Source organism: Couchioplanes caeruleus, from assembly GCF_003751945.1.
GTDB classification, from domain to species: Bacteria; Actinomycetota; Actinomycetes; order Mycobacteriales; family Micromonosporaceae; genus Actinoplanes; species Actinoplanes caeruleus.
Genome location: NZ_RJKL01000001.1, coordinates 2,786,404 through 2,802,012 on the forward strand (window position 1 = coordinate 2,786,404; position 15,609 = coordinate 2,802,012).

The following is a 15,609-nucleotide window of genomic DNA, read 5'->3' on the forward strand; positions in this document are numbered from 1 at the left end:
CACCTCACGTTTTCGGTTTCCTGTAACAGGGAGCGGAAGGCCTGGTCAGGCATTGGCGTACTCCTCGAATGCGTCCTGGTCGAGAAAGCCGGCGAGCGCACGACGGCCCCGAGACAACCGGGTCTTGACCGTGTTGACCGGAATCCCGGTCTGCGCCGCCACCTCGGCGACGGGCAGGTCCATGAGGTGATGCATGGTGATGACTTGACGTTCGGCCACCGGGAGCTGCCGGAGCGCGGTGATCAGCGCCACGGTGTTCTCGCTCGGCGGGTCGACGTCGGGATCGGTCCCGTGCCGTAGGTAGGCGGTGACCCGGTTCTTCGCCTTGCGCCAATGCTTCAGACACAGCCGGTGCGCCACGCTGCGCACCCAGGCCTCGGGGTTGTCGTAAGTGGACACGGTGGACCACCGTTGCCAGGCACGCACATAGGCTTCCTGCGCAGCGTCCTGCGCCTCGGCCCGATCGCCGGTCATGGCATACAGATAAGTGATCAGCCGATGTCGTGAGCCGGTATAGAACTCCTCGAAGCCGCTTTGGTCGGCCACCCCGTGTCCCCCTTGTGGCGTTGTCACTGACAACACCCGCCAGTCGATCACCGGGTTTCAAGCGAACGGGAATTTTCGCCTGAGCGGCCAGGCCACTCCCACGACGACACGGCGCGACAGGACGGCGGCACGGCGGGGCGCGACAGGACGGCGGCACGGCGGGGCGCGACAGGACGGCGGCACGGCGCGGCGCTGACGGGCGCGAAGTGCCCGCGACAGGACGGTGAGACGGCGGCGCGGCGCGGCGCGACAAAACGGCACGGCGGAACACGGCCGCCGCCTTTCCACGCCGGGTCAGTCCCGCGAGGGCATGGCACGGCGGAACACGGCCGCCGCCTCTTCCGGCGGCGCGGCCGCGGCGACGAAGCCGTCCGGCCGCACCAGATACAGCATTTCCGGCTTCAGCGGCGTCCGGGGAGCGGGATCGAAGAGGTGGATCGCGAGGCCGAGGTCGGGTGTGGAGCTCACTCCCCCGTACGCATGCACCTGCCACTCCAGAGCCCGCAGGACCGCATAGTTGTCGCCGGTCCACGGGAGCCGCCGACCCACCACGGCGTCACGGGGTGAATCCGGCAGCATCGGATAGCGGATGCGGGTCTGGGACACGTACTGGAACAGGCGCGACCCGCCCGAGGAGCCCGGCAGTGTGCGGACGCCGACCGGAGCCAACAGCGGCACGATGGCCCGGCGCAGCGCTCGCAGTGACGTCCGCTGTGAGGTGATGAAGCCGAAGAGGCGATCGGTCGTCGAGACGAGCGTGCGGGCCACCGGCCGCCGCTCCGCCTCGTAGCGGTCGAGCCAGGACTGGCCCGCCCGGCCGTGGATGACGTCGGCGAGCTTGAACGCCAGGTTGTGCGCGTCCTGCAGGCCGGTGTTCATGCCCTGCCCACCGACCGGCGAGTGCACGTGGGCGGCATCCCCGGCGAGGAAGAAGGAACCCTCGCGGAAGGCCGCCGCCACACGGTGGTGCACCCGGTAGGTGGCGAACCAGCGGGCGTCGCCATATGTGACGGAGAAGTCGCGGCTGATCCGCGCACGGGCGTCCTGCTCCCCCACCGTGCCGTCGCCGTCGTCATCGCGGACGAGGCCGATGAGGCGCCAGTTGCCGCGGCCGGTCATCGGGAAGCCGAGAAGGAAGTCGTCGTTGCCGGGCCGCACGTTGATCGCGTCCTCGGCCAGCCCGGTGACATCGGTCGCGTCGATGACGTAGAACAGGTGAGGATTGGTCACGCCGTCGAAGCCGATCCCCCGGGCCTTGCGGACGATCGAGTTGGCGCCGTCCGCACCGACGCAGAACCGCGCGGTGATCGTCTCACCGCCGACCACCGCCTCGACACCACCGAAGCCGGCCGGCAACGACGAAACGGCACCAGAGCCGGCCGGCAAGGAGGAAACGCCACCACCGGAGCCGGCCGGCAACGGCGAGAAGCCGTCGCCGGCCGCGGGCATGAGCGAGGACACAGCGGCGCCCCAGCGGACGGCGCCGCCCAGCGCCAGCAAGTTCTCGTAGAGGATCTCCTCGTTGCGGCTCTGCTCCAGGACCTCGATCCACGGGTACGGCGTGAGCCCCTCACCCAGCGCCCCCAACGGGATCTGGCCGAACACCCGGCTGCCGAAGCCCGGTGCCAGCGCCCGGGCCCGCTGCGCCGCCGCGAGAACCTTGTCGGCGATGCCGAGCTGGTCGTACACCTCGAGGCTGCGGGCCTGCACCACGAGCGCACGCGACTCGCGGGTCGGCCCCTGCTTGCCGTCGGCCACGATGACCCGGACCCCGAGTTTCACCAGCCAGTTCGCCAGCATCAGCCCGGTGGGGCCGGCACCGACCACCAGTACGTCGCAGCTCGGCCGGGGTTCACCCGGGGCCGGGGTCGTCATGTCAGCGTTCCAGCTCTGCCACGTTGCGCAGCAGCAGGGCCTCGGCCAGGCAGACCCTCGCGAACTCGCCGAGATGCAGGCTCTCGTTGGGCCCGTGTGCCCCGGCGTACGGGTCCTCGACGCCGGTGACCAGGATCGCCGCCTGCGGGAACAGCTCCTGGAAGGTGGCGATGAACGGGATCGAGCCGCCCACGCCCATGTCGACCGGCGCGACGCCGTCCCAGGCGGTGGCGAACGCGGCGCGGGCGGCGTCGAACGCCGGGCCGGTCGCGTCGATCATGCACGGGGCGCCGCCGCTCTCCAGCGTCACCTCGACATGGGCGCCCCACGGCACGTACTTCTCGAGGTGGGCGCGGACCGCCGCATATGCCGAGACCGCGTCGTCGCCGGGAGCGAGCCGTACGCTCAGCTTGGCCTTGGCCTTGGGCACCAGGGCGTTGGGCGCCTCGCTGGTGCGCGGGGCGTCGATGCCGAGCACCGCGATCGACGGCTTGGTCCAGATGCGGTCGGTGAGCCGGCCGTTGCCCACCAGCTTGACGCCGTCGAGGATGCCGGCCTCGTGGCGGAAGCGGTCCTCCGGGTAGTCGACCGTGGCACCCTCGCGGCCGAACAGGCCGTCGACCGCGACCTCGCCGGCCTCGTCGTGCAGGGTGCTGATCAGACGGGAGAGCACGGTGAGCGCGTCGGGCACGGGACCGCCGAACATGCCGCTGTGCACGGCGTTCTGCAGGGTGCTGACCTCGACGAAGCAGTTGACGAGGCCGCGCAGGGACGTGGTCAGGGCGGGCACGCCGATGTCCCAGTTGCCCGAGTCGGCGATCACGATCACGTCGGAGCGCAGCAGCTCCTTGTGGGTCTGGACCAGCTCGTCGAGGGAGTCGGAGCCGTATTCCTCCTCGCCCTCGATGAACAGCACGACGCCGACCGGCAGCTCATCGCCGAAGGCCCGGAGCGCGGCGACGTGCGCCATCACGCCGGCCTTGTCGTCGGCGGCGCCGCGGCCGTAGAGCCGCCCGTCGCGCTCGACCGGCTCGAAGGGGTCGCTGGTCCAGAGTGAAGGGTCGCCGGCCGGCTGGACGTCGTGGTGCGCGTAGAGCAGGACCGTCGGGGCCCCGGGCGGCGCGGGCTTGCGGCCGATGACCGCGGGCTGGCCGCCGCCCGCCCGGACGATCTGCACCTCGAGCCCGCAGCCGCGCAGCAGCTCGGCGACGGCCTCGGCGGACCGCTCGACGTGCGAGTGGTCGAAGCCGTCGAACGCGATTCCCGGGATGCGGACCAGCCGTTCGAGATCGGCGCGGACACCGGGCAGCTCCCGCGCGATCGCGGTGCGCAGTTCGTCTTCAGTGAGGCTCATGCCCTGATCCTAGGCCTGCGGTCCGGGTGGGTGGCGGGCCAGTTCGCGGGCCTGTGGACAACGGGCCGGGCGGGTCAGTTCGGCGGTGGCGGCGGGTCCTCGCCGCGCCGGCGGCCGGCGGTGGAGGCCCAGTCCCGAGCGCCGCGGACGGCCGACCCGGCCAGGTCGGAGGCGCCGTCGCCGAGCTTGCGCAGCAGCCCGACCAGCGGATCCTGGGACGTAGTGAAGGTCTGCCGGTACGAGTCGGCGGCCGCCTTCACGTCCTCGGTGACCGAGGCGTCGCCGTCGGAGTCGCGATGCGGGTAGTCGCCGCCGAGGATCCGCCCGTACGCTCCGGAATCGATCCATTTGCGAAGCTCGGCCGCGCGCGCGACCGGCACGGGGTGGCTACTCCACGCGGTCATGCCGAGTTTGTGGATGCTGTCGCGCAGGTCGCCGCCGCTCTCGTACTCGGCTGCCTGCTCGAGGAACGCGGCCGTGTCGATCTGCGAGAGGTCGCCGCCGCCGGCGAGCTTCATCAGCAGCCGCGTCGACGCCGCGGGATCCTGACCGGCGAGCAGGCCGGCACGGTCGGCGGACAACTCGGCCTTGCGCCACCACTCGAACATCGCCGCGATGATGGCGCGCAGGGCGATCGCACCGACCGGCAGCCAGCTCAGATTGGCGGCCCACCGGGTCAGAATCATCATGATCGTCTTGTAGACCGCGTGGCCACTGCGGACATGGCCGATCTCATGACCGAGCAGAGCCCGCAACTCGTCGTCGTCCAGCTTCTCCACGGCCGCCGAGGTGATCACGATGAACGGCTTGTCCATGCCGATCGCCTGCCCGTTGATCACGGGTTCCTGAGTGACGTACAGCTCGGGCGGCTCGGCGACGTCGAGAGCCGAGGCCGCCTCGGTGAAACGCTGGTAGACCCGGGGATACTGACGATGATCGACCCGGATGGCCCCGGCGAGGAACTGCAGACGGAAGCCGCGCTCGTTCCACATGCCGAAGAAGGCCTTCACCACGTCGTCGAAGCCACGCAGCTCACGCAGGGCCGTCAATGCGCCACGGTCCGCGGGATGCTCCCACGCCCGGGAACTGATGCCGGTCAGCGTCACCCGCCGCCGCGTCGGCCGGTTGTCGTCGTCGGTCGTCATCGTCGTCCCCGTTCCCACTGCTCACACAGCCTCGTAACGGTCCCCCGGCCCTTCGGCGGCCCCGTCGACCACCAGGTCCACATGCGCGGCGGTGCCCTCCGCGGCGAAATGCTCGTCCTCGGCGGCCCGCCAGCGCTCAAGATACGCCCGGAAGGCAACATCGTCGCGCCCGTCGCGTGCCAAAGCCCGCCGCCACCGCAAGTCGGCGGGCGCCGTGACAAATACCGAGAAAGAAAGCTCCGGCCGAATCGTCCGGCGCGCGGATGAGACCCCTTCGATAAGTACGGCCGCAGCAGGCTCGACAGTGACAGGGCTTCCCCCGAAGCGCTCCAGATGCCACAAGTAGCGCAGATACGTGGCTGTCCGGCCGTGCCGCAGCGGCTCCAGCACCTGCTCCTCGAGCCGGGCCCAGAAGGTGAACTGGTCGTCCCAGCCGTCGAGCAGATCGTCGGTGTGCACGACCGGAATGTCGGCGACTTTCGCGAGCCGGCCGGCGAACCAGCTCTTGCCCGCGCCGCTCGGCCCGTCGACGGCGACGAGCCGCACGGGTCCGAGCCGCGGCTCGGTCGCCAGAATCCGCGCGGCAAGCTCGGCGAAGCTACCCGCCCGGCGCTCCCCGCGGGCCGGGAAGCCGTCCGCCGGGCGCGACGACGCCGGATCGCACACCGGGCGCTCCCCACCGGGCGGGAGGCCGTCCGCCGGGCGCGATGACGCGGGATCATGCACCGGGCGCTCCCGGCGGGATGAAGGGCAGGTCGCCGGGTGGGCCGGATTCGATCAGGCGCCACAGCGCGTCCGTGTCGAGGTGTTCCTCGACGAGGTCGCCGAGGGTGTCGAGCGCCTTCTCGCGCACGTCGGCGAAGCGGGTGTCGGGAGCCACCACGAAGCCGTGCCGGCCCGCCTGCCGCGCGGCCTCGGTGAGGAAGCGCCGGCGGAACTCGTCGGATTCGAAGGCGCCGTGCCAGTGCGTGCCGCAGACGGGGCCGACGACGGCTCCCTCGGGTGTGCCGTCCGCGTACCGCAGAAGTGGCTCCGGTGCGCCGCTGGAGACGTACCCGTGATGGATCTCGTATCCGGCGACCGGGACCTGATCCCAGGCCGCGCCGCGCGACCGGGCCAGGGTCTTGCGGGCGCCGAAGGTGATCTCGACCGGCAGCAACCCGAGGCCCGGGACGGTGCCGCGGCGGCTCTCCACCTCGTCGTGGATGGTCTCCGAGAGCATCTGGAAGCCGCCGCAGATGCCGACCAGCGGCTTACCGGCAGCGGCGTGCACGCGGATCGCGTCGACCAGCCCGGTCTCGCGCAGCCACGCCAGGTCGCTGACGGTCGCCTTCGACCCGGGCAGGACGACGAGATCGGCATCCGCGATCTCGGCCGGCTCGACGGTGAGCCGTACCTGCACCCCGGGCTCGGTGGCCAGCGCCTCCGCGTCGGTGGCGTTGGAGATCCGCGGAAGCCGCACGACGGCGACTCGCAACCATTCGGTGCCGCGCGGCTGAGCCGGCCGCCCGAGCGTCCGGCCGTACGCCAGCGAGTCCTCGGCGTCGAGCCAGATGTCGAGGTCGAAGGGCAGCACACCGTGCACCGGCCGCCCCGTCGCCGCGGTGATCATGTCCAGCCCGGGCCGCAGCAGGCCGAGATCACCCCGGAACTTGTTGATGACGAAGCCGCTGACCAGCGCCTGATCCTCGGGGCTGAGGAGGGCGACGGTCCCGAAGAGCGCGGCGAAGACGCCGCCACGGTCGATGTCGCCGACCACGACCGCCGGGAGGCCGGCCTGCCGCGCGAGACCCATGTTGACGAAGTCGCCGTCCCGCAGGTTGATCTCGGCCGGACTCCCGGCACCCTCACAGATGACGACGTCGTACTCCGAGCGCAACGCGGCAAGAGCGGCATGCGCGGTCTCGGCAAGCTTCGGCCGCAACGCGCGGTAGTTGCCGGCGGTGACCGTGTCGACGGCCTCACCGAGCAGGACGACCTGGCTGGAGAGATCACTACCGGGCTTGAGCAGAACGGGGTTGAACCGGATGTCCGGAGCGATCCCGCAGGCAGCGGCCTGCATCGCCTGCGCCCGCCCGATCTCCCCGCCACGCCCGTCGGCACCGACCACGACGACCGAGTTGTTCGACATGTTCTGCGCCTTGAACGGAGCCACCTTGACTCCCCGGCGCCGCAACCAGCGGCAGATCCCGGCGGTGAGCACACTCTTCCCGGCGTCGGAGGTGGTCCCGGCGACCAGCAGCCCGCCGCTCATCGGCGTCCCCCTCTCGCTCGCAACGGGGCTTCCTTCGCCAGACCCCGGAGCAGGGCCGTCCCCGCAGCGATCGCCACTGCCGCCAGCCCTACTGCGCCGGAGACACGTGCGGCCTTGCGCACGTGGTCCTCCGACGGTCGCGGTCCGTCACCCAGGAAAGGGCGTGTCTCCGTACGTCCGAAGTAGACGTTACGTCCCCCCAGCCGCACACCCAGCGCCCCGGCCATCGCCGACTCACACTGCCCCGCATTGGGACTCGGATGGTCGAGCCGATCCCGCCGCCACACCCGCAGCGCTTCCCCGGGCCGTCCCCGCACGAACGGCGCGGCGCCGATCGTCAGCACACCGGTCAGCCGCGCCGGCAGAAGGTTGAGCACATCGTCGAGCCGCGCGGACGCGGTGCCGAAGCGCGCGTACCGGGACGAGCGATGCCCGACCATGGCGTCGAGGGTGTTCGCGGCCCGGTAGCCGAGCAAGCCGGGCAGCCCGGCGACGCCGCCCCAGAGGAGCGGAGCAACAACGGCGTCGGAGGTGTTCTCGGCGACGGATTCGACCGTGGCGCGCGCCAGCTCGGGCTCGTCGAGGGCGGAGGGATCGCGCCCGCAGAGATGGTTGAGCCGTCCCCGCGCGTCGTCGAGCTCCGCGCGCTCCAGATGGCCGGCCATGACCCGAGCCTCCCGCCGCAACGTCCGCCCGCCGAGCACCGTCCAGGTCGCGGCGGCCATCAGGGCCGCCCGGGCGGACGGGCACCGGCGTGTTCCCAGGGAGAGGCCGACACCGGCAGCCACGGGCACGCCCACGGCGACGACGGCGAAGGCTGTGCCAGCACGCCGGGTCGGGGCGTAGAGACGCTGCTCGAGCGCGGCGGCGGCACGCCCGAAGCCGGCCACGGGATGAAAGCGCCGCGGATCGCCGAACACGGAATCCAGCACGTAACCCGCCACGATCCCGGCCGCATCGGCAACGATCGCAGCCCGCCTTGCTCGTCCCATCCTGACCACCCTAGTGAGCGCCGCCGCGCCTCTTTCGCAGTGCCCGGATTTCAGCCCGCCCGGCGCTGCCATCGCGGCGTGACCCGGGCCGGCATGACCCGGGCCGGGCCACCGGTCCGTCTGCGGGACCGGCGGCCCGGCGATCCGTGCCCGCCCCGCCTCTTCGTGCGCGGCCGGGCGGGGTCTGACCGTCCCGCCCGGGGCAGGGAGGGAGGGCCTGCACGCGGAATGCCGACCACCGGACATCCGCATGCGTCTCAGACAGCAACCGAAAGCGGCTTCTCTGCCGTCGCACTGGACCGGCCATTGCGTTAGGGACCGGCCACGGGACCCGCCGCGGCGGCGCTCGATCGGCCGCGGCGACGCTAAGTCGGCCGCTGCGGCGCTGGATCCGCCGCCGCGCTAGGGCGCTAATGCCGCGCTGGGGCCGGCCGCCGCGCTGGGGCCGGCCTCAGCGCTGGGGCCGGCCTCAGCGCTGGGGCCGGCCTCAGCGCTGGGGCCGGCCGCCGCCGGGACGTGTCCGGCGGCGGCCGGTTGCGCTGTCCGCCGCGGGTGGGCTCGGCGTCGCCGTGGGAACGGCGCCGAGCCGGGTTCTCCGGGTGCCACCACGGGAAGGGCGGGACAGCGCGGACGAACGGATGGTTACTTAACCCATCCGCCCGCCCGGCCGGTGGCCGCGAGCTCACCCCTTGGCGGCCCACCGGCCGTTCGGAGGCGCTGCGGCTGGTCGAAGCGCCGTGGCTGGCCGCAGCGCTGCGGCTGGCCAGAGCGCCCTGCCTGGCCAAAGCACCCTGCATGGCCTGGCCAAAGCACCCTGCATGGCGGTCCGCTCCGGCTGGTCCCGAGCGCCGCGGCCGGTCAGGGGGCTCTGGGCTGGCTTGAGGTGGCGGATCGGGTGGGGGCCCGGTCGCCGCCGGGGGGGGTGGCGACCGGGCCTGGCCGCTCGCTCGCGTCCACGGGCGACGAGCGGCTATGCCGCCCAGGCGGATGCCGACCACCGAGCACCCACCCGGGCGGGCCGGATGCCCCGCGCCCGACCCTGGCGCAGGGCTCCGGCTGCCAGCCTGCGCCGCGCCCGATCGGGCGGATCGGCGGCGACCGCGGAGGTTCGGCGCCGGCCGGATCGGCCCGTCTCATCGGGGGGCGGGGCTGGGCTGGTGCCGCCGTTCCTGAGCCATTCGGGGGGATGGAGGCCCACGGAACGGCGGCGGCACATGGCCGGGTCAGATCGCGACCGGCTGGCGGCGCGGGGCTCGTGCCCGCATGCGGCGGGGACTCGGCTCGGCTGTCACCCGCGCGTCGCTCGGCTCGGCGGAGGCGTGTTCGACGCGACCCTGCCCTGCGGAAACGGCCTCATCGGCGGCCGTGACGGTGGAGGCCGGAGCGGCCGTGGAGGCGGGAGCGGCCGTGGAGGCGGCGGCCGAGCCGGTGGAGACTGGACCGGTCGAGACGGGAGCGGTCGAGACGGGAGCGGTCGAGACGGGAGCGGTCGAGACGGGAGCGGTCGAGACGGGAGCGGTCGAGACGGGAGCGGTCGAGACGGGAGCGGTTGACGCGGGATCAATCGAAGCGGCGACAGGTCTAGCGGTGGGTTGGGTGGACAGCGTGTCCTCGATGACCGGCTCGATGAGCTTCTCCGCCTCCCGCTCGAGACCCGCGGAGTTCCCTTCCGACGACATGGAGGCAGGACTCTCCGAGGCTGCAGGCACGGTGATACCCGTGTCGAACGGCTCGAAGCCGCCGCCGCGGATAGCTGCGACCGGATCGAAGCCCTCCGGCGTGCGGGCCGGCGCGTCGGCGAAGGTCGGTTCGTCGCCGTCGGGGAGGCCCTCGCCGTACACCGCCGGGGCGTCGTCGTCCGGGATCGGGGTGGCCGCCTCGCCGCGTACCTTGTCCGCCGATTCGGGGTTTTCCACGGCCGCGGTCGCGGCCGACCTGGTGCGGAAGAACTTGGCGCGGCCGCGGGACAGGTCGTGACCGACGGAGACGGCCTCCATCTCGTACGTCGTGCGCAGATTGCCCTCCGAGTCCGTCCAGTCGCGGGTGTAGAGGCGCCCCGCCACGACGACGGGGTCGCCGACCGTGACGGAGGACGCCACGCCCTCGGCGAGACGGCGCCAGCAGTTGACGCGTACGCGAAGGTGGTTTCCGTCGACCCAGCGGCCGGTCTCCTTGTCCACCCGGCGTGCCGTCGACGCGACCCGGAAGTTGGCCACGAGAGTGTTGGAGTTGGCCGTCCGCCGCCATTCCGGCGCGGTGAGCACGTTGCCGATCACGACAATGTTGGTGTCGAACATCGCTTTCTCCTCAATCGATCGGAGTTCGTGGGGAGAAGCGTGCAGCGGATGCCATCCCGGCCGCAGAAAGTGGTGCGTCGACCTGTGGACGACGGCACGTTGGGGAAATCTCTCGAAGATCGACCGGCTCTGCTATGGCGCGGAGCCCCCTACGCGCGGGTAACCTACGGGCGTGGAGACCGACGTCCTGGGCCCGCCGTATGAGCGGCACACCATCGACCTGGGCACCGACGACGAGGGGCCGGTGGTCGCGACCCTGGTCCGGCGCCGCGGTGAGACCCCCTCACGGCGCGCGGTGCTGTACGTGCACGGCTTCGTCGACTACTTCTTCCAGACCCATCTGGCGGACTTCTTCGTCGAGCGCGGCTGGGACTTCTACGCGCTGGATCTGCGCAAGTACGGCCGCAGCCTGCTTCCCCACCAGACGCCGAACTTCGCCCGCAGCCTGACGGAATACTTCCCGGAGCTCGACGAGGCGGCCCGTATCATCCGCGAGCAGGACGGCCACGATCAGCTCCTGGTCGCCGGCCACTCCACCGGAGGCCTGATCACCTCGCTGTGGTCCCACGCCCGCGGCGACCGCGGCATCGTCGACGGACTATTCCTCAACAGCCCGTTCTTCGACTTCAACGTGCCGTGGGTGCTGCGCCGCCCACTGGTCAGGCTTGTCGGGCGTACGAGCGCACGCAACCCCTACCGCGCCCTGCCGGTGAGCACACTCGGCGTGTACGGGCAGAGCCTGCACTCGGACCACCGTGGCGAGTGGACGTACGAGCTCGGTTGGAAGCCGTTGCTGGGCTTCCCCGTACGGATGGGCTGGCTCGAAGCGATCCGCCGCGGCCAGGCCCGCCTGCGCGCAGGGCTGGCGGTCAACGCCCCGGTGCTGGTCGCGTGCTCCACCCGTACATTCCGGGGAAGAGCGTGGTCGGAGGACGCCCGGGTGACCGACTCGGTTCTCGATGTGGAACACATCGTCAGGTGGGCGCCGCGGCTCGGGCCGCGGGTGACGATCGCCCGCTTCGACGGCGGCATGCACGACCTGACGTTGTCGGGTAAGGATGTCCGCGAGGAAGTGTTCCGGGAGCTGGGGCGCTGGGTGGACGCGTTCCTGCCGCCGGCAGGCACGCCGCTGGAGGAGATCCCGCCGGCCCCGGAGGACAGCCCGGAGGCGACGGCCAGGGTGGAAGCGGAGGCGGCGAGGGCTTCCGAGACGACCGGGGGCAAAGCGGACACACCGACGGCCTGAGATCCGGCTCGCCTCGGGGCCGCGAGGACTCTAGTATGTGCAGGCCAGGCGCTCGTAGCTCAGCGGATAGAGCAACGGACTTCTAATCCGTCGGTCGCAGGTTCGAATCCTGCCGGGCGCGCCTCTCCACACCTGCTCACGGCGTTTTGGCGGGTCGGCTCAGCACGGCGACAGCGACCGTACAGCCATTCATAAAGCCAATCAGCCGAAGAGGCGCTTCGTGGCCGCGTCGACGGCAGTCCGCTCCACCTCCGGCAGCACGTGCGCGTAGGTGTTCATCGTCAGCCCGATCTGGCTGTGACCCAGGACCTTCATCACCGTGCGGGGAGAAGCGCCCGAGGCGAGCAAGAACGTCGCGCAGGCGTGCCGGAGATCGTGAATACGGAGCCATTCCAGGTCAGCGGCGGACCGGAGCTTGTACCAGGACCGTTCCAGGTTGTCGGGATCGAATGGGGTCCCGACACGGGAAGTAACCGCTCGATCAAAGAAGGTCAACCCCTCTAGTGCGCTGTCCATGAACGTTCACCGGGTTGGTGACACGCCGTGTGGCGTCCGGGCGGTATGGGGCTGGGGGGATCACTCTCGACGGCGGTGATGTTCGCCGTTGAGAGTGGGTGAGCGGGTTGGCCGAGCCGGTTCGGGCACGGCGGTTGACGCAGGATGAGGGCCGCAGACTGCAGCAACTGGTGCGGCGCGGTAAGCACGACTCGGTTCGGGTGCGACGGGCGCTGATCATCATGGCGTCGGCTTCGGGGACGCCGGTGGTGTCGATCGCTCGTCTCGTGGCGGCGCACGAGGACACCGTCCGCGACGTGATCCATCTGTTCAATGAGATGGGTCTTCGCGCGTTGGACCCTCAGTGGGCGGGAGGCCGTCCCCGCCGGATCAATGACGACGATGAGGCGTTCATCGTCGCGACGGCCACCACGCGCCCGAGCAAACTCGGACGCCCGTTCACCCGCTGGAGCCTGCGGAAACTCGCCGACTATCTTGCCCGAGACGCTGATCGGCGGGTGGTCTGCGGCCGGGAACGGCTGCGGCAGTTGCTGCGCGCCAACGACGTCAGCTGGCAGCGCACGAGGACGTGGAAGGAATCCACGGATCCGGACTTCGACACGAAACTCGATCGCATTGAGCGGGTCACCACACAGTTCCCGCAGCGGTGTTTCGCGTTCGACCAGTTCGGGCCGTTGTCGATCCGCCCGCACCATGGCACCACCTGGCAGAAGCGCAAGCGTCCGGACCGGCTACCGGCGACCTACACGCGCACGCACGGGATCCGCTACTTCCACGGCTGTTACAGCTTCGCTGACGATCAGCTCTGGGGTGTGGTTCGCCGCCGCAAGGGCGCAGACCACACCCTGTCCGCGCTCAAATCGATCCGGGCCGCGCGGCCGGACGGGGCACCGATCTACGTCATCATGGACAACTTGTCGGCGAACAAGACCCCGACCATCCGAGATTGGGCTGCCCGGAACAAGGTCGAGCTCTGCCTGACCCCCACCAGCACGTCCTGGGCGAACCCGATCGAGGCGCAGTTCGGGCCGCTCCGAACGTTCACGATGGCCGGTTCGAACCACCCGAACCACACCGTCCAGACCCGCGAGCTGCAGAGGTATCTGCGCTGGCGCAACGCCAACGCCCGCCACCCCGACGTCCTTGCCGCTCAACGCCGTGAACGAGCCCGCGTCCGCAGCGAACGCCAACAGCGTTGGGGCCGACCCCGCACCAAAGCCGCCTGACCGCTCAGACCCGGTGAACGTTCATGGACAGCGCACTAGAGGACTAGAATCAGGGGTCGAATTCCACCGCGACCAGCAGATGTACGAGTGGACCAAGTCGAGCCCGATTGTCATCGGTGGGCGAAACTTGGATTCCACCGGCAACATAGCATCACTGATCAGCATCACTGATCAGTGTCATCAGACAGGAGAGGCGCGACAGCATCACTGATCAGATGTTGTGAGAAGTTTCTGTACGGGTTTAAACGGCCTGCTTCGCAGGCCGGTCGCGCCGCCCAGCAGGGCCGGGCCGGCGGCCCGCCGCCGACACGCTCCGCTGCGCTGCGGTGTCGTCGGTTCCAGCCCTGCGGCAGGCGCGAACACGAAAGAGCCCCGGGCCGCCGAGATAGCCGGCAGATCCGGGGCTTACAGCTCACGAAGGCACGACGCCTCCGGCGGGGACTCTGACCTCTGCGATGGGGGTGCCATCCCGTCACCCTCCGTCCAGGCGAAGCCGGGTCGGTGTCGTTGTGCTCGGTCGTGCTGTTGACGGTCACTGCGAGGGCCACCGCGGCGGCGGCAGTTCATCGTCCGCCTATCGGCGACGTAGTCGCACTCGGCCGGGTTCGCGCCAAGCCCTTCGGTCGTCGCACGGTAGATCCTGGGATCGGGTTTGCTACCACGAGTTCGCACGAGATGGCCGCCACAATGCGCTCCATCGAGGATGGATAGGCGCCGTCATCGCGGCGGGACTCCGGAGAGCGACCTTGACGCAGCCGTGTCCGAAGCGTGATCGTCCCGGTGTGGCAGATCAATACGGTCCGGACCATGACCTGGCCAGAGCCACCACAGGGTTCCGGAACGGTGCTGCCCTCGTCGTGGGACGGGGGCACCGATGGTTGGTCGACCGGCGCCAAGGTCGGTCTCGCGGTCAGCATCGTCGCGGCCATAGTGATCTGCTCGGTTCCGATGGCTGGATTCTTCGTGTACTGGTTCCTGGGGCCAGACCTCGACGATGCCAAGGCGACCGCCGGGCAATACTTCGACCGGATCGAAGTGGGTGACGACACGGGAGCGTACCGGTTGCTCTGCACCAAGGCCCAGAACGAAATGACTCAGGACTCCTTCGCCGCCAAGCTGAAAGATGGTTCCCGACCGGTCGATCACACCGTCCTCAATGGGAGTTTCTTGGGCGAATCCGGCTATGAGGCCTTGATCGACGTACGGCTCGTCACAGGAAGCGGTGCGATCCGCGAGGTGAATCTCACCCTGAATGGCGGCGACAAGAATCGTTGGCGGGTCTGCGGGGACACCTTCATCTAGAGCGCAGATTCGCGACCGGGGTCGTCAGACTGAAGCCCAGTCACCACCAACCCACAGCTATCCGCTTGAGTGCCTCGCCGACGATTCTCCGTGGCTCGGCACGCGCCGGATCTCGCTCAGCCGTACATCGCCCTGGAACAGATGCGACACTGTGGGGGTGGGAGAGTCGATCTCCGTACTGACCGTGGCATCACGCACGCACGACCTGCGGTCACCGCGACTCGCCGCCCGGTGGCCGAAGGACCGGCCCGTCCCGGAACTCGTGGTGCTCGACCTGGTCATCGACGGGACATCGTTCCTGGACATGGTCTTTGCGCGGCTGCCCACCTTCTCGCTGCGGTCCCCACTATGGGTCGGCCGCCCGCTCGTCCCGATCCACGCGCGTGCCCTGCTCGGCGAAGGGCCCTCAGACCTCCACTACGACGACCCGCCGGATCATGTCGCACTACTCATGTGCCCCTACTGCGCCAACGGCGGTTGCGGCGTACTGTCTGCCCGGCTCATCCGGGACAGCAACCGGGTGCACTGGACCGATATCGGCCGCCAGATTCGCAACCTTGGAGAACTCGACCCATTCACGTTCGACGCCGACCAGTACGACGAGACGTTGCGGCCGTTACTCAACGCGCCGGTCCACGACTCGCCGACTGATGGTTGATCCCCGTGCCTCAAGGGCGCGACTCTCGGTTGAGAAGCTCGCCGAGCGACGAGTCGCCTTAACGAGAACTCAAGTTCAGGATGACTTCGCGACCGCAGTCGTACGGCACCGTACAGCAGCGAAGTACAGCAACCGACCGAGCCGGACTGAGGCGAACCGGTCCGCAGATGGCTTCTGAGCTGCGGTTCATGCCGCATT

At 70.2% G+C, this 15,609-nt stretch carries 13 protein-coding genes and 1 tRNA gene; 5 read left to right on the forward strand and 9 right to left on the reverse strand.

The features are described 5' to 3' along the window. Positions 1-45: 45 nt before the first annotated feature. The 8 genes from EDD30_RS12235 to ssb all read right to left on the reverse strand — a co-directional run bounded on the left by EDD30_RS12235 (position 46) and on the right by ssb (position 10,463). The gene (locus tag EDD30_RS12235) at positions 46-546 is read right to left on the reverse strand and encodes an RNA polymerase sigma factor (protein WP_071808126.1); all 501 of its coding nucleotides are present in this window, start codon (positions 544-546) and stop codon (positions 46-48) included. A gap of 294 nt (positions 547-840) precedes the next feature. Continuing rightward, positions 841-2,421: an FAD-dependent monooxygenase gene (locus tag EDD30_RS12240; protein WP_071808127.1), complete on the reverse strand. Its 1,581-nt coding sequence runs from the start codon at positions 2,419-2,421 to the stop codon at positions 841-843. Position 2,422: 1 nt separating this feature from the next. Then, the gene (locus EDD30_RS12245) at positions 2,423-3,775 is read right to left on the reverse strand and encodes a dipeptidase (RefSeq protein WP_071808128.1); all 1,353 of its coding nucleotides are present in this window, start codon (positions 3,773-3,775) and stop codon (positions 2,423-2,425) included. A 74-nt stretch (positions 3,776-3,849) separates the two neighbouring features. Then, a complete protein-coding gene (locus EDD30_RS12250; RefSeq protein ID WP_071808129.1) occupies positions 3,850-4,920 on the reverse strand; it encodes a M48 family metallopeptidase in 1,071 nt (356 codons plus the stop codon). Positions 4,921-4,941: 21 nt separating this feature from the next. Beyond that, positions 4,942-5,586 carry a uridine kinase family protein gene (locus tag EDD30_RS12255; RefSeq protein ID WP_244945217.1) on the reverse strand — a complete coding sequence of 215 codons (645 nt, stop codon included), beginning with the start codon at positions 5,584-5,586 and terminating at the stop codon, positions 4,942-4,944. A 52-nt stretch (positions 5,587-5,638) separates the two neighbouring features. After that, a complete protein-coding gene (locus EDD30_RS12260; protein ID WP_071808130.1) occupies positions 5,639-7,174 on the reverse strand; it encodes a cobyric acid synthase in 1,536 nt (511 codons plus the stop codon). After that, entirely contained in the window at positions 7,171-8,166 is a 996-nt protein-coding gene (locus EDD30_RS12265) for a cobalamin biosynthesis protein (protein ID WP_071808131.1), read from the reverse strand. Before EDD30_RS12265 ends, EDD30_RS12260 begins: the two co-directional genes overlap by 4 nt. Before the next feature lie 1,223 nt (positions 8,167-9,389). Continuing rightward, the gene (gene ssb / locus EDD30_RS41995) at positions 9,390-10,463 is read right to left on the reverse strand and encodes a single-stranded DNA-binding protein (protein WP_211277934.1); all 1,074 of its coding nucleotides are present in this window, start codon (positions 10,461-10,463) and stop codon (positions 9,390-9,392) included. 172 nt (positions 10,464-10,635) lie between these two features. Between ssb and EDD30_RS12285 the strand changes: the two genes are divergently transcribed. After that, entirely contained in the window at positions 10,636-11,709 is a 1,074-nt protein-coding gene (locus tag EDD30_RS12285; RefSeq protein WP_071808132.1) for an alpha/beta hydrolase, read from the forward strand. A gap of 48 nt (positions 11,710-11,757) precedes the next feature. After that, positions 11,758-11,830 (forward strand) — tRNA-Arg (locus EDD30_RS12290). 80 nt (positions 11,831-11,910) lie between these two features. Here the strand turns inward: EDD30_RS12290 and EDD30_RS12295 are convergent. Beyond that, positions 11,911-12,225 (reverse strand): tyrosine-type recombinase/integrase, encoded by a 315-nt coding sequence (locus EDD30_RS12295; protein WP_071808133.1) that lies wholly within the window; start codon positions 12,223-12,225, stop codon positions 11,911-11,913. 107 nt (positions 12,226-12,332) lie between these two features. On the opposite strand from EDD30_RS12295, the gene EDD30_RS12300 reads away from it, so the two are divergent. The 3 genes from EDD30_RS12300 to EDD30_RS12310 all read left to right on the forward strand — a co-directional run bounded on the left by EDD30_RS12300 (position 12,333) and on the right by EDD30_RS12310 (position 15,411). Further along, complete coding sequence (locus EDD30_RS12300) at positions 12,333-13,451, forward strand: IS630 family transposase (RefSeq protein WP_071809189.1); 1,119 nt, start codon at positions 12,333-12,335, stop codon at positions 13,449-13,451. A gap of 807 nt (positions 13,452-14,258) precedes the next feature. Next, positions 14,259-14,753 carry a hypothetical protein gene (locus EDD30_RS12305; protein ID WP_143163058.1) on the forward strand — a complete coding sequence of 165 codons (495 nt, stop codon included), beginning with the start codon at positions 14,259-14,261 and terminating at the stop codon, positions 14,751-14,753. A 157-nt stretch (positions 14,754-14,910) separates the two neighbouring features. After that, on the forward strand, positions 14,911-15,411 hold the full coding sequence (locus EDD30_RS12310; protein ID WP_071809763.1) for a hypothetical protein: 501 nt from the start codon (positions 14,911-14,913) through the stop codon (positions 15,409-15,411). The last annotated feature ends 198 nt before the right edge of the window (positions 15,412-15,609 follow it).

What these genes read in the sequence shown, in the direction of transcription:
- EDD30_RS12240 (WP_071808127.1), bottom strand. Translation starts at nt 2,421, where the DNA reads ATGACGACCCCGGCCCCGGGTGAACCCCGGCCGAGCTGCGACGTACTG.
- EDD30_RS12245 (WP_071808128.1), bottom strand. Translation starts at nt 3,775, where the DNA reads ATGAGCCTCACTGAAGACGAACTGCGCACCGCGATCGCGCGGGAGCTG.
- EDD30_RS12250 (WP_071808129.1), bottom strand. Translation starts at nt 4,920, where the DNA reads ATGACGACCGACGACGACAACCGGCCGACGCGGCGGCGGGTGACGCTG.
- EDD30_RS12260 (WP_071808130.1), bottom strand. Translation starts at nt 7,174, where the DNA reads ATGAGCGGCGGGCTGCTGGTCGCCGGGACCACCTCCGACGCCGGGAAG.
- EDD30_RS12265 (WP_071808131.1), bottom strand. Translation starts at nt 8,166, where the DNA reads ATGGGACGAGCAAGGCGGGCTGCGATCGTTGCCGATGCGGCCGGGATC.
- ssb (WP_211277934.1), bottom strand. Translation starts at nt 10,463, where the DNA reads ATGTTCGACACCAACATTGTCGTGATCGGCAACGTGCTCACCGCGCCG.
- EDD30_RS12295 (WP_071808133.1), bottom strand. Translation starts at nt 12,225, where the DNA reads ATGGACAGCGCACTAGAGGGGTTGACCTTCTTTGATCGAGCGGTTACT.
- EDD30_RS12305 (WP_143163058.1), top strand. Translation starts at nt 14,259, where the DNA reads ATGACCTGGCCAGAGCCACCACAGGGTTCCGGAACGGTGCTGCCCTCG.